At 33.5% G+C, this 24,308-nt stretch carries 25 protein-coding genes and 1 pseudogene; 15 read left to right on the top strand and 11 right to left on the bottom strand.

Going from position 1 to position 24,308, the window contains the following annotated elements; genetic code table 11:
* Nucleotides 1–125 precede the first annotated feature (125 nt).
* The 6 genes from EDB96_RS00205 (at nucleotide 126) to proC (ending at nucleotide 5,707) form a co-directional block, all read left to right on the top strand.
* A complete protein-coding gene (locus EDB96_RS00205) occupies nucleotides 126–1,907 on the top strand; it encodes a tetratricopeptide repeat protein (RefSeq protein WP_134138679.1) in 1,782 nt (593 codons plus the stop codon).
* Between the two features lie 128 nt (nucleotides 1,908–2,035).
* On the top strand, nucleotides 2,036–2,347 hold the full coding sequence (locus EDB96_RS00200; RefSeq protein WP_057115334.1) for a DUF4286 family protein: 312 nt from the start codon (nucleotides 2,036–2,038) through the stop codon (nucleotides 2,345–2,347).
* 48 nt (nucleotides 2,348–2,395) lie between these two features.
* Nucleotides 2,396–2,584: a hypothetical protein gene (locus tag EDB96_RS00195; RefSeq protein WP_134138677.1), complete on the top strand. Its 189-nt coding sequence runs from the start codon at nucleotides 2,396–2,398 to the stop codon at nucleotides 2,582–2,584.
* A gap of 115 nt (nucleotides 2,585–2,699) precedes the next feature.
* Nucleotides 2,700–3,485 (top strand): 16S rRNA (adenine(1518)-N(6)/adenine(1519)-N(6))-dimethyltransferase RsmA, encoded by a 786-nt coding sequence (rsmA, locus tag EDB96_RS00190; protein WP_057115333.1) that lies wholly within the window; start codon nucleotides 2,700–2,702, stop codon nucleotides 3,483–3,485.
* Nucleotides 3,469–4,818, top strand: coding sequence for a magnesium transporter (gene mgtE / locus EDB96_RS00185; protein ID WP_057115332.1), 1,350 nt, complete (start codon nucleotides 3,469–3,471; stop codon nucleotides 4,816–4,818). The genes rsmA and mgtE overlap by 17 nt, the downstream gene beginning before the upstream one ends.
* A gap of 112 nt (nucleotides 4,819–4,930) precedes the next feature.
* On the top strand, nucleotides 4,931–5,707 hold the full coding sequence (proC, locus tag EDB96_RS00180) for a pyrroline-5-carboxylate reductase (RefSeq protein ID WP_134138676.1): 777 nt from the start codon (nucleotides 4,931–4,933) through the stop codon (nucleotides 5,705–5,707).
* Nucleotides 5,708–5,787: 80 nt separating this feature from the next.
* On the opposite strand, the gene EDB96_RS00175 is transcribed toward proC, so the two are convergent.
* Genes EDB96_RS00175 through nhaA form a run of 3 tightly spaced genes read right to left on the bottom strand, consistent with a single transcriptional unit; the run spans nucleotide 5,788 to nucleotide 7,914 of the window.
* A complete protein-coding gene (locus EDB96_RS00175; RefSeq protein WP_166669254.1) occupies nucleotides 5,788–6,204 on the bottom strand; it encodes a c-type cytochrome in 417 nt (138 codons plus the stop codon).
* A 47-nt stretch (nucleotides 6,205–6,251) separates the two neighbouring features.
* A complete protein-coding gene (locus EDB96_RS00170; protein ID WP_134138673.1) occupies nucleotides 6,252–6,758 on the bottom strand; it encodes a hypothetical protein in 507 nt (168 codons plus the stop codon).
* Between the two features lie 10 nt (nucleotides 6,759–6,768).
* The gene (gene nhaA, locus EDB96_RS00165; protein WP_057115328.1) at nucleotides 6,769–7,914 is read right to left on the bottom strand and encodes a Na+/H+ antiporter NhaA; all 1,146 of its coding nucleotides are present in this window, start codon (nucleotides 7,912–7,914) and stop codon (nucleotides 6,769–6,771) included.
* 221 nt (nucleotides 7,915–8,135) lie between these two features.
* On the opposite strand from nhaA, the gene EDB96_RS00160 reads away from it, so the two are divergent.
* The 3 genes from EDB96_RS00160 to EDB96_RS00150 all read left to right on the top strand — a co-directional run bounded on the left by EDB96_RS00160 (nucleotide 8,136) and on the right by EDB96_RS00150 (nucleotide 10,096).
* Nucleotides 8,136–9,086 (top strand): 2-hydroxyacid dehydrogenase, encoded by a 951-nt coding sequence (locus tag EDB96_RS00160; RefSeq protein WP_134138672.1) that lies wholly within the window; start codon nucleotides 8,136–8,138, stop codon nucleotides 9,084–9,086.
* Between the two features lie 157 nt (nucleotides 9,087–9,243).
* Entirely contained in the window at nucleotides 9,244–9,519 is a 276-nt protein-coding gene (locus tag EDB96_RS00155; protein WP_057115326.1) for a TM2 domain-containing protein, read from the top strand.
* Between the two features lie 199 nt (nucleotides 9,520–9,718).
* Nucleotides 9,719–10,096 carry a DUF805 domain-containing protein gene (locus tag EDB96_RS00150; RefSeq protein WP_134138671.1) on the top strand — a complete coding sequence of 126 codons (378 nt, stop codon included), beginning with the start codon at nucleotides 9,719–9,721 and terminating at the stop codon, nucleotides 10,094–10,096.
* Nucleotides 10,097–10,151: 55 nt separating this feature from the next.
* Here EDB96_RS00150 and EDB96_RS21160 read toward each other — a convergent pair.
* The 3 genes and pseudogenes from EDB96_RS21160 to EDB96_RS00135 all read right to left on the bottom strand — a co-directional run.
* A pseudogene (locus EDB96_RS21160) lies at nucleotides 10,152–10,365 on the bottom strand (hypothetical protein); the annotation flags it as partial.
* A gap of 126 nt (nucleotides 10,366–10,491) precedes the next feature.
* Nucleotides 10,492–11,169, bottom strand: coding sequence for a hypothetical protein (locus EDB96_RS00140; RefSeq protein WP_208326172.1), 678 nt, complete (start codon nucleotides 11,167–11,169; stop codon nucleotides 10,492–10,494).
* Between the two features lie 336 nt (nucleotides 11,170–11,505).
* Nucleotides 11,506–13,308: a GNAT family N-acyltransferase gene (locus EDB96_RS00135; RefSeq protein WP_057115322.1), complete on the bottom strand. Its 1,803-nt coding sequence runs from the start codon at nucleotides 13,306–13,308 to the stop codon at nucleotides 11,506–11,508.
* A 118-nt stretch (nucleotides 13,309–13,426) separates the two neighbouring features.
* Between EDB96_RS00135 and EDB96_RS00130 the strand changes: the two genes are divergently transcribed.
* From EDB96_RS00130 to EDB96_RS00110, 5 genes are all read left to right on the top strand, one after another.
* Complete coding sequence (locus tag EDB96_RS00130) at nucleotides 13,427–14,188, top strand: exodeoxyribonuclease III (RefSeq protein ID WP_057115321.1); 762 nt, start codon at nucleotides 13,427–13,429, stop codon at nucleotides 14,186–14,188.
* 104 nt (nucleotides 14,189–14,292) lie between these two features.
* On the top strand, nucleotides 14,293–15,237 hold the full coding sequence (locus EDB96_RS00125; protein WP_134138668.1) for an OmpA family protein: 945 nt from the start codon (nucleotides 14,293–14,295) through the stop codon (nucleotides 15,235–15,237).
* A gap of 204 nt (nucleotides 15,238–15,441) precedes the next feature.
* The gene (locus tag EDB96_RS00120) at nucleotides 15,442–15,693 is read left to right on the top strand and encodes a hypothetical protein (RefSeq protein ID WP_057115319.1); all 252 of its coding nucleotides are present in this window, start codon (nucleotides 15,442–15,444) and stop codon (nucleotides 15,691–15,693) included.
* Nucleotides 15,686–15,985 carry a type II toxin-antitoxin system RelE/ParE family toxin gene (locus tag EDB96_RS21310; protein ID WP_057115318.1) on the top strand — a complete coding sequence of 100 codons (300 nt, stop codon included), beginning with the start codon at nucleotides 15,686–15,688 and terminating at the stop codon, nucleotides 15,983–15,985. Before EDB96_RS00120 ends, EDB96_RS21310 begins: the two co-directional genes overlap by 8 nt.
* Before the next feature lie 227 nt (nucleotides 15,986–16,212).
* Complete coding sequence (locus EDB96_RS00110; protein ID WP_134138666.1) at nucleotides 16,213–17,250, top strand: aldo/keto reductase; 1,038 nt, start codon at nucleotides 16,213–16,215, stop codon at nucleotides 17,248–17,250.
* Nucleotides 17,251–17,316: 66 nt separating this feature from the next.
* Here EDB96_RS00110 and EDB96_RS00105 read toward each other — a convergent pair whose 3' ends face one another.
* A complete protein-coding gene (locus tag EDB96_RS00105; RefSeq protein ID WP_134138665.1) occupies nucleotides 17,317–18,297 on the bottom strand; it encodes an SIMPL domain-containing protein in 981 nt (326 codons plus the stop codon).
* Nucleotides 18,298–18,434: 137 nt separating this feature from the next.
* Complete coding sequence (locus tag EDB96_RS00100; protein WP_134138663.1) at nucleotides 18,435–20,399, bottom strand: transglycosylase domain-containing protein; 1,965 nt, start codon at nucleotides 20,397–20,399, stop codon at nucleotides 18,435–18,437.
* A 267-nt stretch (nucleotides 20,400–20,666) separates the two neighbouring features.
* Here EDB96_RS00100 and EDB96_RS00095 point away from each other — a divergent pair, with 267 nt between their 5' ends.
* The gene (locus EDB96_RS00095) at nucleotides 20,667–21,152 is read left to right on the top strand and encodes a DUF6252 family protein (RefSeq protein WP_134138662.1); all 486 of its coding nucleotides are present in this window, start codon (nucleotides 20,667–20,669) and stop codon (nucleotides 21,150–21,152) included.
* 81 nt (nucleotides 21,153–21,233) lie between these two features.
* Here the strand turns inward: EDB96_RS00095 and radA are convergent, their stop codons facing one another.
* The 3 genes from radA to panD all read right to left on the bottom strand — a co-directional run bounded on the left by radA (nucleotide 21,234) and on the right by panD (nucleotide 24,302).
* Nucleotides 21,234–22,595, bottom strand: coding sequence for a DNA repair protein RadA (radA, locus tag EDB96_RS00090; RefSeq protein ID WP_134138661.1), 1,362 nt, complete (start codon nucleotides 22,593–22,595; stop codon nucleotides 21,234–21,236).
* Nucleotides 22,595–23,749, bottom strand: coding sequence for an alpha/beta hydrolase (locus tag EDB96_RS00085; protein ID WP_057115312.1), 1,155 nt, complete (start codon nucleotides 23,747–23,749; stop codon nucleotides 22,595–22,597). The genes radA and EDB96_RS00085 overlap by 1 nt, the downstream gene beginning before the upstream one ends.
* A 202-nt stretch (nucleotides 23,750–23,951) precedes the next feature.
* Nucleotides 23,952–24,302, bottom strand: coding sequence for an aspartate 1-decarboxylase (panD, locus tag EDB96_RS00080; protein WP_008465481.1), 351 nt, complete (start codon nucleotides 24,300–24,302; stop codon nucleotides 23,952–23,954).
* Nucleotides 24,303–24,308: the final 6 nt, after the last annotated feature.

Genomic DNA, 24,308 nt, shown 5'->3' with positions numbered 1-24,308 from the left:
CAGTTTACAGTTTACTAGACTGAAAACTTAAAAAAGTCACAGTTGATAGTTACAGTTTACAGTGTCCTAGACTGAAAACTGCGACTGAAAACTGAAAACTAATACAGGCTGAAAATTAAAAAAACATGAAAAACATCTTTATTTATATCGTTTTATTATGGTCTACTTTTTCATTCGCACAAAATGAACAATTAGCCCAATATTATTACGACAAAGGTGATTTCGATAAAGCCAAGATCAGTTACGAAGAGCTTTTAAAAAGTTCGCCTTCCAATACTCAGTATTTTTTAAGAGTGGTCGATTGCTACCAACAGTTACAGCAGTTTGCAAATGCCGAGAAAGCAATTCAAGACCGTTACAATCGCTACAAACAAGGTGTTTTTTTAGTTGAATTAGGATACAATTTTCAATTGCAGAAAAATGATTCGAAAGCCAAAAATTATTACGAACAGGCAATTGAAAAAATAAAAGTAAATCCAAATGATGTTTACGGAGTTGCCAATTCATTCGAGAAAAAAGTATTGTTAGAATATGCTTTAAAAGCCTATCAAACAGCAATGCAGATTCAGCCAAATTTCAATTTCAATTTTCAAATTGGAATGTTGTACGGACAGTTAGGAAAAACCGATCAAATGATCGATCTTTTGCTGACAGAATCTTTTACAAATCCGCAGAATACCAATTTGATTCAGACGCAGCTGTCCCGATTTATGAATGGTGAAACGGATAATACGGCTTTCAAAGATGCCATGCGAAAAGCTTTAATCTTGAAAACCCAAAAAGATCAAGACGTTTTCTGGAACCATTACTTAAGCTGGTTTTATGTACAGCAGAAAGAATTCGGAAAAGCATTTATTCAAGAAAAAGCAATTTACAAACGTGAGCCAGAATCATTGATGAGTATTGTCAATTTGAGTCAGTTTGCGATGAATGAAGACGATGATGAAACGGCTGTAGAAATTCTGAATTTCATTCTTCAAAACACCAAAGATTTAGATTTATTGATTCAATCGAATGCTTATTTGATGCAGATTAAGATTGATAACGCTCAGGAAAAAGATTATCCAGCCATCAATCAGGAATTGCAGCAATTGTTGGCAACTTACGAAATCAATCCTTTTAGTTTATCTTTGCAGCTTATTCAGGCACATTTTCTAGCTTTTAATTTAAAAAAACCTGAAGAAGGAAAGGCAGTTGTCAAAAAGGCTTTAGAATTAAATTTAAACGAATATCAAAAAGCCGATGCCAAAATGGAGCTGGCTGATATTCTGCTTTTGGAAGAAAAGTACAATCAGGCACTTATTTATTATTCGCAGATTCAATTGGATTTAAAGAATGATGTAATGGCGCACGAAGCCAGTTTAAAAGCGGCCAAAACAAGTTATTATAAAGGCGATTTTGAATGGGCGAATAAACAATTCAAAGAATTAAAAGCAGCCAATACGCAGTTAATTGCCAATGACGCTTTAGAATATTTTCTTTTAATTAATGATAATACCGCTGCAGATTCGACTCAAGTAGCATTGAAGCAATTTGCAAAAGCAGATTTTTTAATTTATCAGAATAAAAAACAAGAAGCAATAGCGCAGTTTCAGAATGTCTTGAAAACTTATAAAGGACAAGAAATAGAAGCCGTAACATTATTGCGTTTAGGAAAAGTTTACGAAAGTCAGAAAGATTTTGCTTCGGCTTTAAGCCAATATCAGCAGATTATTGACAATCACAGCGACGGAATTTACGTTGATGAAGCGCTGTTTTTCTCAGCTGAAATTTATAATGACGAACTAAAAGATATAGAAAAGGCCAAGCCTTTATATGAAAAGGTAATTTTTAACCATCAAGACAGTATTTACTTTGTTGATGCCAGAAAAAAATACCGCGAGTTAAGAGGGGATAAGAATTTGTAAATTTCAATATTTTAAATTCCAAATTCCAAAGAATAAAAATTAGTAAAATGATGATTTGAAAAGATTTAAGGTTCAAGAGGAAAAAACTCAGAACCTTAGAATCTTAGCATCTCAGAACCTTAGAAAAAATGATTATTTACAACGTTACCACAAACATACACGAAAGCGTTCACGACCAATGGTTAAAATGGATGCAGGAAAAACACATACCAGAAATTCTGGCTACTAATAAATTTTCATCGGCCAGAATTGTAAAAGTTTTGGTTGAAGAAGAAATGGGCGGAATTACATATTCGGTTCAATATGTAACAGACAGCAAAGAAACTTTAGATAAGTTTTATATCGAAGATGAACCAGAATTTCACAGAGAAGCTCTAGGATTATTTGCAGATAAAATGCTTTCTTTCAGAACAGAATTAGAAGTTATTTCGGAACACTAGATTTTAGTTTACAGTCACAGTCTCTGTCGCAGTTTTGTCTAGGAAATTATGGAAATTAGATTTCAAACAAAAGAAGAAAGTAATAGAAAACAGCAGGAAGACTTTTTGAAATTGTCAAAAGTTGAACGGTTTTATGCTTTTTTGCGTTTAAGTGAAAGAGTGAGCAAATTTCCAGTTAAGAATAAAGAAAATAAAAATAAAGACAATTTTCTTATTGTAATTGAGAGAAAAGAATAAAACTTAGGGTCTTTGAGGCTTCGTGGCAAAAAAAGCAAAAAAATAAAGCTTTGTTTCTTAGTGCCTTTACAGCAAAAAGAATACTTTTGCGCCCTCGCGGCAAACAAGATATAAAATGGAAAAAGTAAAAGCCAAAAAACATTTAGGACAGCACTTTCTTAAAGACGAAAGCGTAGCAAAAGCTATTGCAGACACTTTAAGTCTGAAAGGGTACGATGAGGTTTTAGAAATAGGACCAGGAATGGGTGTGCTTACTAAGTATTTGCTTGAAAAGCCAATTACTACACATGTTATAGAAATCGATACAGAATCTGTAGCGTATTTGGACGCACATTATCCAAAATTAAAAGACAAAATTATCTCTCAGGATTTCCTGAAGTATAACATAAATGAAGTTTACCAAGACAAACAGTTTGCTATAATTGGAAACTTTCCGTACAACATTTCTTCACAGATTGTTTTTAGGACTTTAGATCTTAAACATCAGATTCCAGAGTTTTCTGGAATGTTTCAGAAAGAAGTTGCCGAGCGTATCTGCGAAAAGAAAGGCTCAAAAACGTACGGAATATTATCAGTTTTAGCTCAGGCCTTCTATATTACAGAGTATCTGTTTACGGTTGATGAAAACGTTTTTATTCCTCCGCCCAAGGTCAAGTCGGGTGTGATGAGAATGACCCGAAAGGAAGATTACAGTCTTCCTTGCAGCGAAAGATTATTTTTTACAGTTGTAAAAACCGCCTTTCAGCAGAGACGAAAAACATTACGTAACAGTTTGAAAACATTAAATTTATCAGACAAATTGCGAGAAGACACTATCTTTGATAAACGTCCGGAGCAGCTAAGCGTCGATGAATTTATTGAACTAACTCTAAAAATAGAAACCGATGGAGTTCAAAGTTAGTAGAGAATTTATACATCAGTTAGAAGAACTAATCAATAAGAAAAACGACAACGAACTTGAAGTTTTACTTAATGATATGCACCACGCTGATATTGCCGAAATCTTAGACGAATTAGATTTCGACGAAGCCACTTATATCTTTAAGGTTTTAGATAGTGATAAAACAGCCGAAATTCTTCTAGAATTAGAAGAAGATCTGCGTGAGAATATCTTAAGCCGACTTTCACCAAAAGAAATTGCAGAAGAGCTTGATGAGCTTGAAACCAACGATGCTGCCGACATTATCGCTGAACTTTCGCAAGAAATAAAAGCAGAGGTAATCTCGGAGCTGAATGACGTTGAACACGCGAAAGACATTGTTGATCTTTTGCGTTACGACGAAAACACGGCTGGTGGTTTAATGGGAAAAGAGCTTGTAAAAGTAAATGAAAACTGGAACGTCTTGACCTGCGTTAAAGAAATGAGAATTCAGGCAGAGAATGTTTCGAGAGTTCATTCTATTTATGTAGTGGATGATGAAAACCGACTGAAAGGAAGACTTTCTCTTAAAGATCTGCTGACTTCTTCTACCAAAACTCAGATTGGGGAAGTTTACATCCGAAAATTAAATTTTGTTAATGTTGATACAGAAGACGTTGAGGTCGCTCGTATCATGCAGAAATATGACTTAGAGGCGATTCCGGTTGTGGACGAATTAGGTCGTTTGGTAGGAAGAATTACTATTGACGATATCGTAGACGTAATCAAGGAAGAAGCTGATAAAGATTACCAATTAGCGGCGGGTATTACGCAGGACGTTGAATCGAATGACAGCGTTTATGAATTAACAAAAGCACGTTTACCTTGGCTTTTAATCGGAATGGTGATCGAAATTGTAGCTTCTTTTGTTTTAAAAGGAAACGAAGCAACGTTTCAAAAATATTCTACTTTAATCATTTTTGTGCCTTTGCTTTCAGCAACCGCAGGAAATATCGGGGTTCAAGCGTCGGCAATTGTTGTGCAAGGTTTGGCAAATGGAACTTTAAAAGATTTCAGCCGTGCTTACTTTACAAAAGAAATTACCGTTTCTATGATTTCGGGAAGTATAATCTCATTATTGCTGTTAGGCTATCATTCTGTTATGTATCAGCAGTATTTAGTGGGATTTGCAATTTCGATTTCAATGATTGTAGTGATTTTGTTTGCGGCCACTTTAGGAACTTTAGTACCGCTTTTCTTGAATAAAAATAAAATTGACCCCGCAATTGCGACTGGTCCATTTATCACAACCACAAACGACGTATTCGGAATTATGCTTTACTTCGGCGTGGCCAATTTGATTCTTGGATTTTAGATTTTTGCCACAAATTAGCCGTTTACAGTGATTTAAGATCTCTAAAAACTGCGTAATTTACAGGCGGAAAATATACTGTTAATCAGTTCATCATAAATTCAAACCAAGAAGAATGAAAGTACACATTATTGGAGGAGGAAACCTTGGGGTTTCTATTGCCTTGGGAATCGCTAAATTTTCAAAAAACAACCAAGTTACCGTTACAAGAAGAAACACAGCAAGTATTCAATATTTAACGGAATACGGAATTGCAGTTTCTAACGATAACAAACATAATATTCAAGAAGCTGATGTAGTGATTTTAACCATAAAACCGTATCAAGTAGATACCGTTTTGGCTGAAATTCTGCCAGTTATTCAAAATAAGACAATTGCTTCGGCTGTCAGCGGATTATCGCTTGATGTTTTACAGTCTAAAACAAATAACGAATATCCAGTTGTTCGAATTATGCCAAATATTGCAGCGCAGTTTGGAGAATCGGCAACTTGTATTTCTTTTCCTGAAAAATATGCACCAAATGCTTCACCGATTGTGGGCTTATTCCAAGATTTAGGGACAGCTCCTGTAATCGACGAAAAATTAATGGATGCAGCGACTGTTTTAGGCGCGTGCGGTACTGCGTATGCATTACGTTATATTCGTGCTTCTATGCAGGCAGGAATCGAGATAGGATTTGATTCTAATACCGCTCTTGCAATTGCAGCTCAAACGGTAAAAGGTGCCGCGAAAATGCTTTTAGAAGAGAAAGTGCACCCAGAGCAATTAATCGATCGGGTAACAACGCCGCAAGGCTGTACAATTGTCGGTTTAAATGAAATGGAGCATAATGGTTTTAGCTCATCATTAATTAAAGGGATTAAGACTTCTTTGAAGCAAATCAAAGGGTAGGTTTTAAAGAAATTCCAAATATTTTTAAATTCCAAATTCCAATTTTATCATTGGGGTTTGGGATTTTTTTGTTTTAGATATTAATAGTCTTTTTTCGTTGAACAATATTCTATTATTAAGGCAATTTCTTTTTCTTTTACGTATTCTGTGAATTTTGTTCTGTGATAATCTAATCCCAAATTTTCAATTTTTGTACTATCGATTTTATGATTTTTATTGATTATCCATTTCATAAAAACAATCGAATCTACATTACGTAATGCTGGTCCAGCACTTCTGACATCAAGTTTATGACAAGCAGCACAGTTCGAATTGAATATTTCTTTTCCTCTTTCTTGATTTTCAGATAAGTTTGCAGTGCCACAAAAAGTGGGAATAGGTGTTTGACAATACCAGTTTTCAGATGCTTTATATGTCTTTATTTCATAGAAGATTATTCCAACCAATACAATTATAGAAGAAATTGAAATAAATAATATTTGTCGAATTCTATTCACTCGCCTACATTTAAAATTGGAATTTGGAATTTAAAAATTGGAATTTTTTACTTCTTAATAAGCTGAATATACTTCAAACCGCATTCAGAAATCTTGGTATACGAATTCATCGCATTCCCGTAATTTTGAATCGTTAAAGTGTCTTTCACATATAAAGCATCAATTCCAACTGGGATTTCTAATTCTTTCGGTGGAATCGAATCATTTTCGTTTTCATTACTAATGTCGCCTTCATATTCATCCCACTGAATTCCTTCTAGAGTTAAATAGTTTTCACCAGAACTACTATGTGAGTAAGTCGCTTTTCCTTTTAAAGTTCGAACACTTGTTTTAAAAACATATTGATAATCATTTTTAATTTTTGAAATGATCAACGATATATTACAATCGCCAGAATCTGTGTAAGTTCCTTCAATTTCATCTTTAGAATTTACTTTTGATACATTTATTTCTTCTTTCAAATTTTTCTCAGAAGAAATGTTTTCTGTTTTCTGATTGCAGGACAGCAGTCCAAAATAGAAAATCAGCAGGAAAAAAAAGCGAATTTTACTCATAACGATTAGATTAGATTGCTGTGTTTTTATTTAAAATATATTTTAAGTAAACAAAACCCAAAAGTCCAGCTAGAAAAGAGGCAATAAGAATCGCTATTTTAGAAAAAACAATTATTTCAGGATTTTTAAAAGCCAAAACAGTTATAAAGATCGACATAGTAAAACCAATACCGCCGAGCATTCCGGCACCTAAAATATGAGCCCATTTTAAGTTTTTGGGCAAAACACATAACCCCGCCGTTACACCAACAGAAGAGAAAAGTAAAATTCCCAGCGGTTTGCCAATTACAAGTCCAAGAATAATCCCGTAAGTATTCGCATGGTTCAATCCTTCATGCCAATTTTCGGTAATTGTGAGCGCAGTATTGGCTACAGCAAATAAAGGCAAAATAAAAAAGGCTACCGGCTTGTGCAGAAAATGCTGTAGTTTGTATGAAGATGTTTTCTCGCTTCCATCTCCAAACGGAATTACAAATGCTAAAATGACGCCCGTTATTGTAGCGTGAACTCCAGAATTGAGCATAAAGTACCACATTACAATTCCTCCAATGATATACGGAATCAAATTGTGAATTTTCATTCGATTTAAAACAAAAAGAAAACCCCAGATTGCCAGAGCGATTCCAAGATTTAGAAATGAGATGGAGGTTGTGTAAAAAATGGCAATTACTATAATAGCGCCCAAGTCATCAATAACAGCAAGCGCCGTTAAAAATACTTTTAAGGAAGCAGGAACTTTATTTCCTAGAAGCGATAAAATCCCAATTGCAAAAGCAATATCTGTTGCCATCGGAATTCCAGCTCCATTTTGGGTTGTAGTTCCGTAATTTAAAACGAGGAAAATTGCAGCCGGAACCAGCATTCCGCCAAAAGCAGCCATTATCGGTAATGAAGCATTTTTTATGTTAGATAGTTCACCGTGATAAATTTCGCGTTCCAATTCCAGTCCGATGAGCAGAAAGAAAATCGTCATTAAACCATCATTAATCCAATCTGTTATTGAATGTCCGGCAATTTCTCTTTCCCAAAATTCTGTATAGTGTATTTGAAAAGAAGAATTGGCCAGATAAAGAGATAAAATCGTGACAAAGAGCAAGATAATTCCTCCTGATTTTTCATTTTCAAAAAAAGCGGTAAAGGTTTTGGTTAATTTCATTTCGGAGAATTCTGAAGATTTAGAGATGGATTTATGAAATCCTTATATTTTCAAAGTTAGAAAAAATCTGACCAATAAAAAAGTTTAGTCGCCAAGTCACAAAAGACTCCAAGTTTATATTCCGTGTTCCAGAAAGAAATCAGTATAAAAAACTTTGCGCCTTTGCACGTTTGCGATATTAAATTAACCGTATTTTTGTTTAGTATAAAATTGGAAAAATAATGAGTATAAAAATTCTTCATATCGACAGCAATAATCCAATACTTTGGAATCAATTAGAAGATGCAGGTTTCGAAAATCACGCTGATTTCAAATCTTCAAAAGAAGAAATAGAAGCAAAAATAAAACACTATAATGGTATCGTAATTCGCAGTCGTTTTAAGATTGATAAAACTTTTTTAGACAGTGCAACAAAGTTGCAATTTATTGCAAGAGTCGGCGCAGGTCTGGAAAGTATTGATTGTGAGTATGCTTCTTTGAAAGGAATTCATCTTATTGCTGCTCCAGAAGGTAATCGCAACGCTGTTGCAGAACATTCGCTGGGCGTTATTTTATCGCTATTTAATAATCTAAACCAAGCCGATGCAGAAGTTAAAGCGGGTCAATGGAATCGAGAAAGCAACCGAGGTCATGAACTAGATTTAAAAACTGTCGGTATTATTGGTTATGGAAATATGGGAAAAGCTTTTGCTAAAAAACTGCGAGGTTTTGATACTGAGGTTTTATGTTATGATATTTTGGATAATGTTGGAGACGAAAATGCTAAACAAGTTTCATTAGCAGAATTACAAGAAAAAGCAGATGTTTTAAGTCTTCATCTTCCATGGACACCAGAAACGGATAAAATGGTCAATACAAATTTTATAAACGCATTTAAAAAGCCATTTTGGATCATTAATACTTCTCGAGGCAAAAACATAGTTACAGCCGATTTAGTTGACGCTATGAAAGCAAAAAAAGTATTAGGAGCAGGATTAGATGTTTTGGAGTATGAGAAACTTTCTTTCGAAACACTTTTTCAAGATAAAAATACTCCAGAGGCGTTTCAATATCTTCTGGAAGCAAACAATGTTTTATTGACTCCTCATATTGCAGGATGGACTTTTGAAAGCCACGAACGTTTAGCGCAGGTTATAGTCAATAAAATTAAGGCTGTTTACAAAGTTGCATAAGTGAATGCATATTTTTGTAAGATTATTTTTTTGTAAATCCCTTAACTTTAATTAGCTTTATTTGTTAATTTTTAATAATATTGTTTAGTAATTGAAACATTTTAAGTGTTTTATAATCTGGAGCATTTTTAAATATTATTAACTTTAAGGGAATAAAATGGAAAATACAAAAAGAGAAGATTGGAATAATCCGCAGCGTTATCAACAAGAGAACAAAAAAATAGTTGCAGGAATTCTAGCGATTCTATTAGGTTACTTAGGAATTCATAAGTTTTATCTTGGTTATACTAAAGAAGGCGTCATTCAACTTATTTTAGGGCTTTTGTTCGGAATTGGAGCTATAATTGGAATTATCGAAGGAATCATTTACTTGACAAAATCAGATGAAGAGTTTTACCAAACCTACCAAGTTGGTAAAAGAGGCTGGTTTTAAGCAAAACATATCATATTAAGAATCCCATTCAGAAATGAATGGGATTTTTTTATGTCTAAAAATGTCTTTTAATGTTATAAAAAAAACTTTTAGGTCCTGTACGTAAATTCTTAAGCATGTAATCTTGCATTTTGTTAAAATAATTAATGGAGTAACTGAAAATCCTTAAGAGTAGGGGAATTATTATAAAGATTTTATTATGTTAGAAATGTACAAAAAATTAGTTTTGGAAAACTACGCAAACGTTAATGGAAGAGCAAGAAGAAAAGAATACTGGATGTTTGGTCTTTTAAATGTTTTAATCTATCTATTACTTAATGTTTTAAGCTTTATTCCTGGAGTAGGAATTGTCTTTTCAATTATAGCTGGAATATTTATCTTAGGTGTTATGATACCGTCAATTGCTGTGGCAATTAGAAGGATGCATGATGTTGGTAAAAGTGGCTGGTATTTATTTATTCCTATCTACAGTTTAATTTTAGCTTGTACTGAAGGGGAACACAAAACAAATGAATACGGAGCAGATCCTAAAAATGGATTTGAAGAAATGAGCGAGATTGGTAAAGATCTTAACTAGTTTTTTTAAAATTGTAATTAAAAAAAATCCCATTTGCTTAGGTTAATGGGATTTTTTAATTTTTTATATCAATAATAAACTTAATCTTCTTTCTAGATAATTTACGTCCCAATTTTATTTGAAACTCTTCTATAACAGGTTTCATAGTGCTTTCTGGAATATCTGCGATTCTAAGGTACATTAAACCGTCTGTGGCATTATTAAAAAAAAAGATCAACGTTAAAAGCTACAACACTTGCATTTTGATTGGTGTATTTTTTAATTAAAACCAGCACTAGCGATTCGCTTTGTCTCCCGATCGGTATGCAAAACTTATTAAAATTAAAATCCCAATTGCTTACTAAGCAATTGGGATTTTTGTGATTAAGTTCTATTACTAAATTATAACGCCTACTTTATTGTAATCTTTCAATGAAAATAATAACCTGTGGCTGAAGGTCGCCTATTATCGGATTGGTATTTGCTGGAATGCCGGCATTACAAATTAATGAAACGCGATAAATTTCTTCTGAGTTATGTAAGGTTATCATTAAAGTATATGTGTCACGATTTGCAGGAGTTACACCTTGAGCTGTTGCTTTGTACCATGTATTGGCTGCTGCTACAGTAGTTTTCCAATTGGCATAATGATTTCCACCTGCTCCAGATACATCAGCAAATGCAGTAACATTGTTACCTACAGCTGTCATAAATTCAATTGAATTATTGCTGCCTGTAGTTGTAGCATTAAAACGAATCGATAAATTGCCTAAAGTTGTAATAGAGTTTACAGGTGTGCTTCCATCTATTCTTGAAGAACTACGGCTGTATTGTATCGTTTTTACATTTGGAGCTTCAGTAATTGGTAATCCATCTACTGTTCCGATAACTCCATTTTTGTCAACGACTATTGTTTTAACCGCAGAAAAAGTTTGATCTTTTGTATTAGATAATGTGCCGTCAGGTTTGGTGTTAATTGCGTTTAATGATCCATTTAAAGGAAGTTCTCTCACACGTGCTGTTCCGTTTATGTCTAGGAATTCTGTTGGTGTTTTAGTTTCAATACCCACTTTGTTTTTTGTTTGTGAATACATACAACAGAAGAATAGAATAAAAAGTGAAGAAAATACTCTGTTTTTCATCTTAATTTTTTAATTTTTAATGATTATTAGTTCATGTTTGTAATGTTCAAATTTCCAGTTGCTTAAACAACTTGAATAAATATTAATAGGCAAAACTATAGTATTCTAATTCGTCAAGTTTCCACTAGAAGCTTTTAAAGTGATATTTTAAGGTAAAAATAATAGAGAGGGAAAGATGGAGATCGATGGTTTTAAGTGGATTTTTTTCAATAAATATTAATTCAAATTTGTATATAAATAAGAAAGCCTGACTTTTTAAAGTCAGGCTTTCTTATTTAATTGATATTGTTAATCTTCCTTCTCAGACAATTTACGCTCTAATTCAATCTGAAATTCTTCGATAACAGGTTTCATAGTGCTTTCTGGAATATCGGCGATTCTAATGTACATTAAACCGTCTACAGCATTATTAAACAAAGGATCGACGTTAAAAGCTACAACACGTGCGTTTTGCTTAATATACTTTTTAATTAAAACCGGCAAACGTAAATTTCCTGGTTCTAACTCGTCAATGATTTTATCAAACTTGTTTAAGTCAGATTCGGCTTCATCGAAGATGAAATCTTTATCTGCATCTTTCAATTTAACCTTATACGCTTTTTTCGGGTGAATGTACTGCGCAATATATGGATCGTAATAATTCGATTTCATAAACTCAATCATCAGCGATTTTGAGAAATCAGAAAATTGATTGCTGATACTTACACCGCCCAACAAATATTTATGTTCAGGATAACGTAAAGTTGTATGAATAATACCTTTCCATAATAAGAATAAAGGCATTGGTTTCTGCTGGTATTCTTTTACGATAAATGCACGGCCCATTTCGATCGATTTGTGCATCATATCGTGTAATTCTGGTTCAAATCTAAAAAGATCTGTCAAGTAGAAACCTTCAATTCCGTATTTCGGATAAATTTCAGCCCCTAATCCCATACGATAAGCACCCGCGATTCGCTTTGTCTCATCATCCCATAAAAACATATGGTGGTAATATTGGTCGTATTCGTCTAAATCTATAGATTCGTTTGTTCCTTCTCCAACTTCACGGAAAGTAATTTCGCGTAAACGTCCTATTTCATGCAAAATATTCGGAATTGATTTCGCTCTAGCGAAAAACACTTCGTAATTTTTACTTTGAAGCAAACGGCAGTCACTGTTTCGAAGAGCCTGAACTTCATCAATCATTTTTGATTCGTTGGCCGGCGTAACAATTTTTTTAGGCGCTTTGGTAATTTTTAAACTAGCAGTGTCGATCAATTTCGTGTCCTTTTCAAAAGGATTTGCCAGCATATAGGTTTTCTTTCTTAAGAATTCTGAATATTCTTCAAAAGATTCGATTTCGTTTTGCTCGTTTACCGAGATTGGTTTTCCAATACGAACTTTAATAACACGGTCTTTTTGAGTCAAAAGCTCAGATGGTAATTTGGCAGTACGTAAAGTATCGTCAATTTTAGAAAGCCAGTAAAATAGTTTACTGTTTTTGGCATGAAAATAAATCGGCACAACCGGAACTTTGGCTTTTCTGATTAATTTCAGCGCGCCTTCTTCCCAAGGTTTGTCAACCACTAATTTTCCGTCTTTATAAGTCGAAACTTCTCCGGCAGGAAAAATTCCTAAAGGTTTTCCGTCACTTAAATGACGTAAAGTTTCTTTAATACCAATTACACTAGATTTAGCATCCTTGTGGTTTTCAAAAGGATTAACCGGCATAATGTATTTTTTCATTGGAACAATTCTGTGTAACAAGAAATTGGCAATGATTTTGAAATTTGGCTCTCTTTCAAGCATCAATTTCAATAATAAAATCCCATCAATCCCACCCAGCGGATGGTTTGAAATAGTAATGTAAGCACCATCTTTTGGCAGACGTTTTAAATCTTCTTCTGGGATTTCGAACTTAATTTCCATTTCGTCCAAAATTCCATTTAAAAACGCAAGGTCTTCCAAATGTTTATTACGGTCATAAATTTTATTAAGGGTAGAGATCTTAAGAACCTTCATAAGAATCCAGCCAGAAAAGGTACCGAAAACTCCGTACTTTTCAACATTTATTGCCTTTGCAACTTCTTTCGCGGTAACTAAACCCATGTACTATTTTTAATTTATTCGAACAGCGAACAAAGATAACAAAAAAGTCTACTTTTCATTGTTTCCAAGATAAACTTTGCACATTTTTATTACATTTGAAATCCTAAAAAAAACACTGATGAAAATTATTTCTTATAATGTAAACGGAATTCGTGCTGCGATAAACAAAGGTTTTATCGAGTGGCTTCAACAAGCAAATCCTGATGTGATCTGTCTTCAGGAAATAAAAGCTACGCAGGATCAAATTCCGGTTGATGATATAACTGCCGCCGGCTATCCTTTTCAATATTACTATCCTGCGACCAAAAAAGGGTACAGCGGAGTAGCTATTTTATCTAAAACAAAACCGAACAATATTGTTTTTGGAACAGGAATTCATCATATGGATTTTGAAGGACGAAACCTTCGTGCCGATTTTGATGATGTTTCAGTAATGAGTTTATATCTTCCGTCTGGAACAAATATTGAAAGACTGGATCATAAATTTATGTTTATGGATGATTTTCAGACGTATGTTAATGAGCTAAAATTGACGATTCCGAATTTGATTATCTGCGGTGATTATAATATCTGTCACGAGGCAATTGACATTCACGATCCAGTTCGTAATAAGACAGTTTCTGGATTTCTTCCTGCAGAACGAGCTTGGTTAGATGGTTTTATGAAATCTGGTTTTATTGATAGTTTCCGTCATTTTAATAAAGATCCGCATCATTATTCGTGGTGGAGTTACCGCGCTGGTGCAAGAGGAAATAATAAAGGCTGGCGTATCGATTATAATCTGGTAAGCGAATCTTTAGAAAACCGATTAAAAAGAGCGGTTATACTTCCAGATGCCATGCATTCAGATCATTGTCCGGTTTTAGTCGAAATTGATTAAAGTTTGGTATTGTTCTTGCGGAAAGGATAGTTGTTTTAAAATTGACATTGAATTTTGAATTCAAAAAGTATTAAACGCCCAAAAATAAAACCAATTAAAGTAAGATGATTAAAAAAGCCTCCATCGGATTGCTAGTATTAGCCTTGTCCACAACATCATGCGTTTCGAAGAAAATTTACAATGATCTAGAAACAAAGTATTCAGATTTAAAAAAAGAAAACCGTTCAATTGCTGATGAAAATGAAGATTTGAAGGCAGCAAAAAATCAGTTAGAACTGGATCGCGATAAATTGACTAAAGACCTTGCCAGTACAAAAGACGACTTGGCAAAGCAAAAAGCTGATCTTGCCGCTGAGCAGAAAAAATATAAAGTATTGCAAGATTCATACAATGCATTAGAGAAAAACAGCAATGATGCATTGGAAAGCAATATGGCTAAAAACCGTGACTTGCTGGCTCAACTTGAGGCAAAATCTAAAAAATTAGCCGACGAACAAGCACGTTTAGACAAAACAGCAAATCGTTTGAAAGAACTTGAAGATATGATTGCTGCTAAAGAAGAAGCAATGCGCAAACTAAAAGAAACTTTATCGAAAGCCTTAAACGGATTTGAAGGTAAAGGTTTGACGGTTGAACAGAAAAACGGAAAAGTGTATGTTTCTATGGAAAACAAATTGCTTTTCAACTCAGGAAGCTGGGCTGTTGGAACAGAAGGACGCAAAGCAGTTGTAGAACTTGGTAAAGTTTTGGGGGATAATCCAGATCTTTCGGTTCTTATTGAAGGCCATACAGACGATGATCCGTATGCTGGTTCTGGACCAATTGCAAACAACTGGGATTTATCGACTAAAAGAGCGACCGCAATTGTGAATATTTTGAGCGAAAATGCCAAAATCAACAAACAAAAATTAACGGCAGCGGGAAGAAGCGAATTTTCTCCTTTGGCAAGCAACGCCACCCCAGAAGGAAAAGCTAAGAACCGAAGAATCGAGATCATCTTAACTCCTAGATTAGATGAGATTGCTGAAATGCTTAATAGTATTAACTAAGATGCTAAGGTTCTGAGGAACTAAGTTTGTAAGGTTTTAAAAAGGTTCAAAGTTTTACTTTGAACCTTTTTTGTTTCCTGCAAGGTTTTAAAAACCTTGCAGATTTGTTTTTAGATTTGAAGTTTTAGTTTTGGTATCTTGATTTTTCAAATTGGAGCTTCTGTTTTATTATTTTCGTAACTTTGAATTTCTAAAATTTAAACGATGGGACTTCCAGAATTAAAAGAAAAAATAAGAAATCAACTGGATTTAGCTGATGAAAGAGTGTTGAGAATTGTTTCTTCCGTTTTTGATAATTATTTGAATGAAGTAGTTTCGTATGATTCAGATGGAAATCCTCTGTCATTATCAGAATATCATAATAAAGTTGAAGAAGGATTGGATGATATAAAATACAATCGAATAATTTCAAAAGAAGATTTGTCGAAAGAAATGCAAGATTGGGATAATGAGTAATACTAAATTTGAAATTTTTTGGACTTCAAACGCAAAAGAAGATCTAAAAGAAATTTATATTTCATTAAAAAATAGAATATCGAAAGAAACAGCACTTAAAATCAGAAATGAATTATTCAACTGTACCAATGAAATTGTTTTTGCAGAACAGTTTCAATTAGATGAATACAGATTAGATTGTCGAAGAATAGTAATAAGAAACTTTAAGGTTCTTTATCAAATTCGAGAAAATTCAATTTTTGTAATCAGGGTTTTTAATTCTTTTCAAAAACCCGTGAAAAGTTTGAAATAATAAAAGCTCAAAGTTTTACGCTTTGAGCTTTTTTGTTTCCTGCAAGGTTTGCAAAACCTTGTACATTTTAATCTTGATACGAAATGTTGATACCTACAAGGTTTTGGAAAACTTGCAGGAGAAGAAAGAAAGAGAAAATCTTGTGGTTTTTTTAACCTTTAACAAATTTCAATTTGAAAAATCCCTTTGTACCTTTGCCTCTTTGCAACTTTGAACCTTAGAAAAGAATGAAATACACAACATTACCCAACACCGACATAAAAGTTAGTAAAATCTGCCTTGGAACAATGACTTTTGGGCAGCAGAATACAGAAGCTGAAGGACACGAACAAATGGATTATGCTCTTGAAAAAGGCGTTAATTTCTTTGACACAGCCGAAATGTATTCTGTTCCTGCAAGCGAAGCAACTTACGGAAGCACAGAAAAAATTATAGGAACTTGGTTCAAGAAATCAGGAAATCGCGATAAAGTCGTTTTAGCATCAAAAATTGCGGGTCCAAATCCGAATTTTGGATACATGCGTGAAAAATTGGACTTTTCTCCAGCGAGTATTAAATATGCGGTTGAAAACAGCTTAAAAAGACTGCAGACAGATTATATCGATTTGTACCAAATGCACTGGCCAGAAAGAAAAACCAATAATTTTGGACAGCGCGCCTTCCACGGACATGATGATATTTGGGAAGATAATTTTAGAGAAATCCTAGAAACTTTCGACGGATTAATTAAAGAAGGGAAAATCAAACATATTGGAGTTTCAAATGAAAATTCTTGGGGAATGATGCGCCTTTTAGAAGAAAGCAAATATCAAAATCTGCCAAGAATTAAAACCGTTCAAAATCCGTATTCTTTATTGAATCGTTTGTTTGAAGTGAATTCTGCAGAAGTTTCAAAATATGAAAATGTGGGATTGCTAGGATATTCGCCTTTAGCTTTTGGAGTTTTGACTGGGAAATTCTTAACGGGTGAAAGTCATCCAAAAGCGAGAATTAATCTTTTTCCGCAATATAAACGGTACAATAGTGATCAATGTACTGAAGCAACGAAATTGTATCAGGAAATCGCTAAAAAACACGGTTTAACGTTAACGCAATTAGCAATGGGATTTGTTTTAGCTCAGCCTTTCTTAACAAGTGCGATAATTGGTGCTACAACTTTAGAACAATTAAAAGAAAATATCGACACGATTGATGTGATGCTTTCTAAAGAAATCCTCGCGGAAATCGATGCTGTTCAGGCAATAATTCCTGACCCGGCTCCTTAAAAAACAAAGCCTAACAGATTTTTATTATCTGTTAGGCTATATAAATTTAGATTAATGGATTAGCTTCTATCTAATAGGTCGCGCAGTTGTATTTGTGTCTAATGCCTTTAATTCTCCATTAGGAGTTATAAGAACAAAATTTTTATCCATCTTTGCTGGTTTGTTTGTTTTGATTGCAATTTTGACTTCATACTGTACCTGAATCGCAGGTTCTAGCAAGGTTGGGTTAATTACAAAATCAAATTCTTTGTTCAAAATGGGTTGATAATAAATTGTTGTAGATTTACTTACTTGATTTATAGGAGCAGTTTTTTTTAAATTTAATGAAGAACTATTAGACGCTTCATAAGATTTATACATATCAATGGGATAGTTTACTGTATAACCATCAATTATTTTTTTTTCGGAATCTGCTAATGATTGTCCTAATAAAATCTCATAGTTCTTTATTTTTTCCTGAACAAGTAATTTTGCCTTATTCATCATTTCTTTCTTGATTGACTCTAATGAGTCGGAGTAATAATCATTTCTTGCTAAATCATAGATTTCGTTATTTGATAGTATCGAAATAATGTCATTTAACTGATTTGGGTCAGAATATTTGATTAGAATGTTTTTCTTTAGTTCAAAACCTGCCGGTATTTCATTATATGTTTTTCGGCTAAAAGTTTTCTTTTCTGTTTCATATTCATAAACAGGAACAAATGAAATCATATCAATAAAAGTTTCAACATTTTTTTTAAGTTTGATTTCGCTTACGGATTGATTAATTCGTTTGTCTATTAGCTCGTTTACTTCTTGTGCAGTTTTTCCATTTTGAGTAACACTAAAAGTGGCGATATAAGTATCTGCTTTTATGTTTGCAAGACCTTTAATGCTTACAAACATATCATTTTCTGAATCTAATTTTACATCAAGAATATTTCTATTGGCATACTCATAATTATCATTATTCCTATTGTATGATGCATTCGTTCCAACACCAACCTGACCAATCATAGCCTGACAAAAAGTTAGGGCTAACAATTGAAAATTTATTCTTTTCATGTTCTTATTTATTAAAAATTGGAAGCAAATATAAGAAAGAAAAATCTTATAAATTAATTGAGATGTTAGAAAATAATAAAGCCACAAAGTTCAATAAAAAAACTTTGTGGCTTTGTGCCCGTGGCAAATTTGTAATCTTATAAATCAAATTCATCATCAGTTGCGAGAGAATCCAATTTCACAGCTGTCGAATCTGGAACTTTGATTTTTATAAATGAGCGAGCATTACCAGATATATAAACTGGCAATTGTCCTAATGTATCTTCTGGAACTAAAAGACCACGACGGAACATTAGATTCTTCAAGAATTTTTGGTTTTTAATGGCATAATCTTTCAAATTGCCTTGATCGTTAAATTGATACATGAATTTTCTTGGCTTCGGAATAATCGTTGCCAAATACAAACATTCATCAACATTTAAAGCTGAAGGACTTTTTTGGAAATAAAAATGACTCGCTTCGCCAATTCCGTATACGTTTGGTCCCCATTCGATAATGTTGAAATAAACTTCCAGCATTCTTTCTTTGCTTACAATTCGGTTGTTTTCTAAAATGTAAACTAAAAGGATTTCTTCAAGCTTTCGCGAAAGCGTTTTTTCACGAGTCAAAAACACATTCTTTATCAACTGCATGCTGATTGTGCTGGCACCACGGGAGAATTTTTTGGTTCTGATGTTTTTTAGAATAGATTGTTTGAAGGCTTCATTAATGAATCCGCGATGCGAGAAGAATGACGGATCTTCTGTTGTTAAAACACATTTTCTTAAATAAGGAGAAATTTGGTCCAAAGGCGTATAATTCGGATTTGCATTTCCAACCAAAATTGGTCGCTGTAATACATTTTGAATAATCGCGCGGTACGTAAATTCGCCGTTTAATTTATTTAAATCGGCTTCACCATATTTGGTAATTCTTAAATCTTCTTTATTCAGTTTGCTGTCAAAAACAAGTGTATTGGGTTTGTTTTGATTGAATTTGAAATCCAATTTATAATCGAAATTCCCAGTTGCCTGCATGCCTTGAAAATGTGTAAATAAACCATCTGGAAGCGAAACGATGAAATCCTGCGCTTTCATTTTCGGAATATCAACTTTTAAAGTGTAAACCGTATCTTTTTCAGTATCATAAGAAATGTAAGGACGTACTTTTATTTTATTCAACTGCATGGTCGAAGAGCTGTCAATAGAAATAAAACTGTCTCCCAATAAAAAGCGGTAATCAAAACGGGCATTTTTTATAACTACATCTTTACTTGCAATTTTCGGGTGATTGATTTTAAGATTGGCAATAGAGGTGTAGCCGTCTATGTGAAGTTCACTGCCGCTTTTGTCAATGTTTTGAACATTAAGGCGGATAGAATCGAAACTTGCTTTTAAGTTATAGCGCTGATCGAGATATGGAACACGAATTGCACCAGTGTCTAAATTGAAAAAACGAATATCAGCTTTTTTGTTTCTCGGATCAGCAAAACCTTTAATATTCCAGCGTTGATCAAAGTCTTTCGCTTGAACATGAAGATTAGTTTCTAATTGTTTATTGTTTAAGATTAGTTTGTTTACTGCAATAGAAGTTTGTTTTCCGTTGTCATCGATTTTAAAATTAAAATTTTTCAAATCCATGTCGGTCGGAACCAAATTCAAGAGTTTGGAAATGATTCTGTAAGCAAAAGAACCATATTTGCGCTTTTCGTTTGATTCTGTTTCTTCACGGTCTCTTTTTAAAAAAGCATCAAAATTTCGTTTTTTGCCTTTTTTGACCAATTGAATATAACCGTTATCAACTTTTAAAGTGCCAATTTGAACATCTCCGATTAATAAACTGCTTAAGCTAATGCTGGTTTCAACATTTTTAATTTTGCATAAAGTGTCGGCATTTATAGGTGCCAAAACTACATCGGTCAGTTTTATGGTAGACAATCCATCAAACGAAGCCGATTTTACAGAAAAATTACTATTATACTCAACAGCCATTTTATGGGTAACTTTTGCAATTGCCTGCTTTAAAAGTGAATTTCGGAAATAATACAAGCCGATGCAAAGCAAAATCACTACGACGGCCAGTACTTTTAATGCCTTGTATATTTTTTGTTTTGGAAAATTCATAAAATTAGTTTGCTTCGAAATTATTCAGTTTTCAAATTTAAATTTAAAATTATCAGCTTGGAGAGTTTTTCTTTTAAATTTTAAACAATGTGTCTAAAATGTTGATCTAATTCTGTTTGTACTTTAATACGCAATGCTTTTTTGTAAAGACATCATATGGATTAAGCTTGTTGAAGCTGTTTTCTTTTCTTAATTGTGGAAAACCGTATTTTTTTATAGTATTTATCCTATATATTTGTGCTGTTAAATAATAAAAAAACCAGTCAAATGAAAATTTTAAAAAAAATTATGTTTTTGTCTTTTGCAATTTGTGCATTAGTGTTGTCTTCATGTAGTAGTGATAATTCGTCAGATAATACAGATACTCCAAGCAGTCAAGAAGGATTTATGAAATTTAAGTATAATGAAACTGTTTATACTTTTGCTGAACCTGCCTTGATAAGTTCAGGAAGTATCAATATAATGGGAAGTACAGGAATTGATAATACCTATAAAAAAATCTCTTTATGGACGCCTTTGAATATTACAACAGGAAGTCATCCCATAGTTTTTGATTTATCAAATCTTACTACTACGTACCACGCGTCCTTTAGTTTTATGCCAGAAATAGAGAATGCCGATGCTACATCTGGAACGATAAATATTACTGTTAATGATGATAAAAAAATTGAAGGTACTTTCAGTTTTTCAGGAACTTCAAAAGGAAAAACATTTACTGTTACTGAGGGAAGCTTTAGAATTATAAAATGGTAAGAACTTAAAAAGTTTAAAAAATCCTGCTCATAAGTATTATACTCGAGAGCAGGATTTTTTTATAGTAGATATTCTAAAAAATCAACCAAAAAGAATGCTTGCAACATCTTCAATTTTAGCAACCAGTTCGATTTTAATTCCAGTGTTTTTTAAAGCAATTTTATTGTATTTAGAAACAAAAATAGTATCAAATCCTAGTTTTTCTGCTTCCTGAATGCGCTGGTCCACACGGTTTACAGGACGAATTTCGCCCGAGAGCCCAACTTCTCCAGCAAAACAAAAACCTTTACCAACCGGAATATCTTCGTTGGAAGATAAAATGGCAGCGACAACCGCTAGATCAATTGCAGGATCATCAACAGAAATTCCGCCTGTAACATTTAAGAAAACGTCTTTTGCGCCTAAACGAAATCCAGCTCTTTTTTCTAAAACTGCCAAAATCATATTTAGCCTTTTGGCGTTGTAACCAGTTGTACTTCGCTGTGGAGTTCCGTAAACTGCGGTACTAACCAAAGATTGTATTTCGATCATTAGCGGGCGCATGCCTTCAAGAGTTGTGGCAATTGCAGTTCCAGATAATTCTTCGTCTTTGTGAGAAATTAAAATTTCAGAAGGATTGCTTACTTCTCTAAGTCCGCTTCCAAGCATTTCGTAAATTCCCAGCTCGGCAGTAGATCCAAAACGGTTTTTTAACGAACGTAAAATTCGGTACACATGATTTCGGTCGCCTTCAAATTGCAAAACTGTATCAACCATGTGTTCTAAGATTTTCGGACCAGCAATATTTCCGTCTTTTGTAATATGTCCAATTAAAATTACTGGAATATTACTTTCTTTAGCAAACTTGATTAGTTCGGCGGTAGTTTCTCGAATCTGAGAAATGCTTCCTGCAGTCGATTCAATATAATCAGTATGCAAAGTCTGAATCGAGTCAATTATGACAACTTCGGGTTGAATAGTTTCAATTTGTTTGAAAATATTCTGCGTCTTAGTTTCCGTTAAAATATAGCAGTTATCGCTATTTGGCGTTATTCTTTCGGCACGCATTTTTATTTGTTTCTGGCTTTCTTCTCCGGAAACGTATAATGTTTTATAAGGTAATTTTAGCGAAACCTGAAGCAAAAGTGTACTTTTCCCAATGCCGGGTTCTCCACCCAAAAGCGTTAATGAGCCAGGAACAAGTCCACCGCCTAAAACACGATTTAATTCGCTGTCGGTTGTGTCCATTCGGATTTCCTGGGCAGAATCAATTTCGTTTATTTTTAAAGGTCTTGGTGCTTTACCAACTGGAGTTGGTTCACTCTTCCAGGCTACTTTTTCCTGTTTTTGAATAATTTCTTCGGCAATCGTATTCCATTCTTTGCAGGCATTACATTGTCCCTGCCATTTGGAATATTGCGTTCCGCAGTTTTGACAAAAAAAGGAAGTTTTAACTTTTGACATTATTTACTTTTTTTCGCGAGCGTATTCATTTCGTCGATTTTCTCATACATCAAATCTTTGTTCAAATCACCAATCGGCTCCATTTGCGAAGCGTTTTGATATTTTTTCGATGCATGTTTAGGATCGCCTTGTTTTTCATACATTAATCCTAATTCATATTCTCCTAACATGGCTTTAGGATAATTTACATTTCCTATTTCAGCCATTTTTCCTAGCTCGCTGTAAGCGTTATTTTTTAAAATTAAGTTTTCAATAACTTTAAAATCACTCATACGAACCGGAATTTGAACGCCTAAAACTTTAGACATTTCGTTGTATTTGTTCTCTAAATATTCGGCATAACCAGATTGAAGAACGGCAATTTTATTATTGTACTCGGCAGAATTTATAGGTCGGTAAACCTCAAAAATTTGATACAGCGCACTCGGAATAGAATGCAATACTTCTGTGTAATGTGTCGTGCCTTTAAATAATTCGTATTTGTAATTTACTAACGGATTATTTGCAATTTTAATATTACTGTCTAATTTTTCTATTGGTTCTTTTATTTTTTTAATATCGCCGTCGGCAGCAGATAAATAGTAGAATATAGGTTCTTTAATTTTAGCAAATTTTTCTGGAATACGAACTTCCATTTTTGGTGCTAATTCCGGACTAAAACAGATATAAGCATTAAAAATTGGACTTTCTTTATACAAATAAAAATTGGCAAAACTTGCTGTTAAATCATGTCCCGCAATTATTCTAAATGGAGAAGTGCGGTATTTTTTTTCGATATACGGAATCAATTCTGCTCCGATAAATTCGAAAAATTGTGCTCCTTTTTCAAAAGGAAGTCCGTTGTTTTGATCGATTGTTGTGTCGTCAAAACGTTCTCCGTCTTTGTTTTGGTGAATTCCGATAATAATCATTTCTGGAATATCATCCCAATAAGAACCATAACTTACTGCTCCAGAAAAAGGATCAAATAAGTAATCCCCATCCAATAAATAAAGAACAGGATATTTTTTGTCTTTGTTTGCTTCGTAAGAAGCAGGAAGTCCAATCGTAATTCTGCGTTCTTCTCCCAGTTTTTCTGATTTAATATTATCGAACGTTTTTTGGGCAAACGACGAAAATGAAATCAAAAGTGTTAGTAGGTAAACTTTTTTCATGATTTGTGGCATTTCAGTGAATTAAAAAAGTATTGAAAATAGTGTAGCAATATACTATTTTATTTGCTTCTTTGTTAAGCAGGTTTGAAATTGAAGCACAGCAGTTTAGGCTCAAAATCATTTTTGACTGAGGCAAAAGAAGCTTGTTTTGTACAAAATTTGGATTTTGACAAAGAAGGGGAATTCTTAGAAAAAGAAAAGATTAGGTTAATGAATTGTCATTTTCATTTGGGAAAATAATCCATGGTTTGAAGGTTTTTGCTTCTTCAAAATCTAAAGTTGCATAAGAAATGATAATAATGATATCGTCTTTCTGAACTTTTCTTGCTGCAGGACCATTCAAAGTGATTTCACCTGAATTTTTTTCACCTTTAATAGCGTAGGTTTCAAAACGTTCGCCATTATTAATGTTTACAATTGATACTTTTTCGCCTTCAATAATGTTTGAGGCCTCTAGTAAAGTTTCATCAATAGTAATGCTGCCAATATAATTTAAATCGGCACCCGTTACTTTAACGCGATGAATTTTTGATTTTATAACTTGAATTTGCATGCTGCA

The organism is Flavobacterium sp. S87F.05.LMB.W.Kidney.N (genome assembly GCF_004366435.1).
Classification (GTDB): domain Bacteria; phylum Bacteroidota; class Bacteroidia; order Flavobacteriales; family Flavobacteriaceae; genus Flavobacterium.
This window is presented reverse-complemented; position numbering and strand designations above follow the sequence as displayed.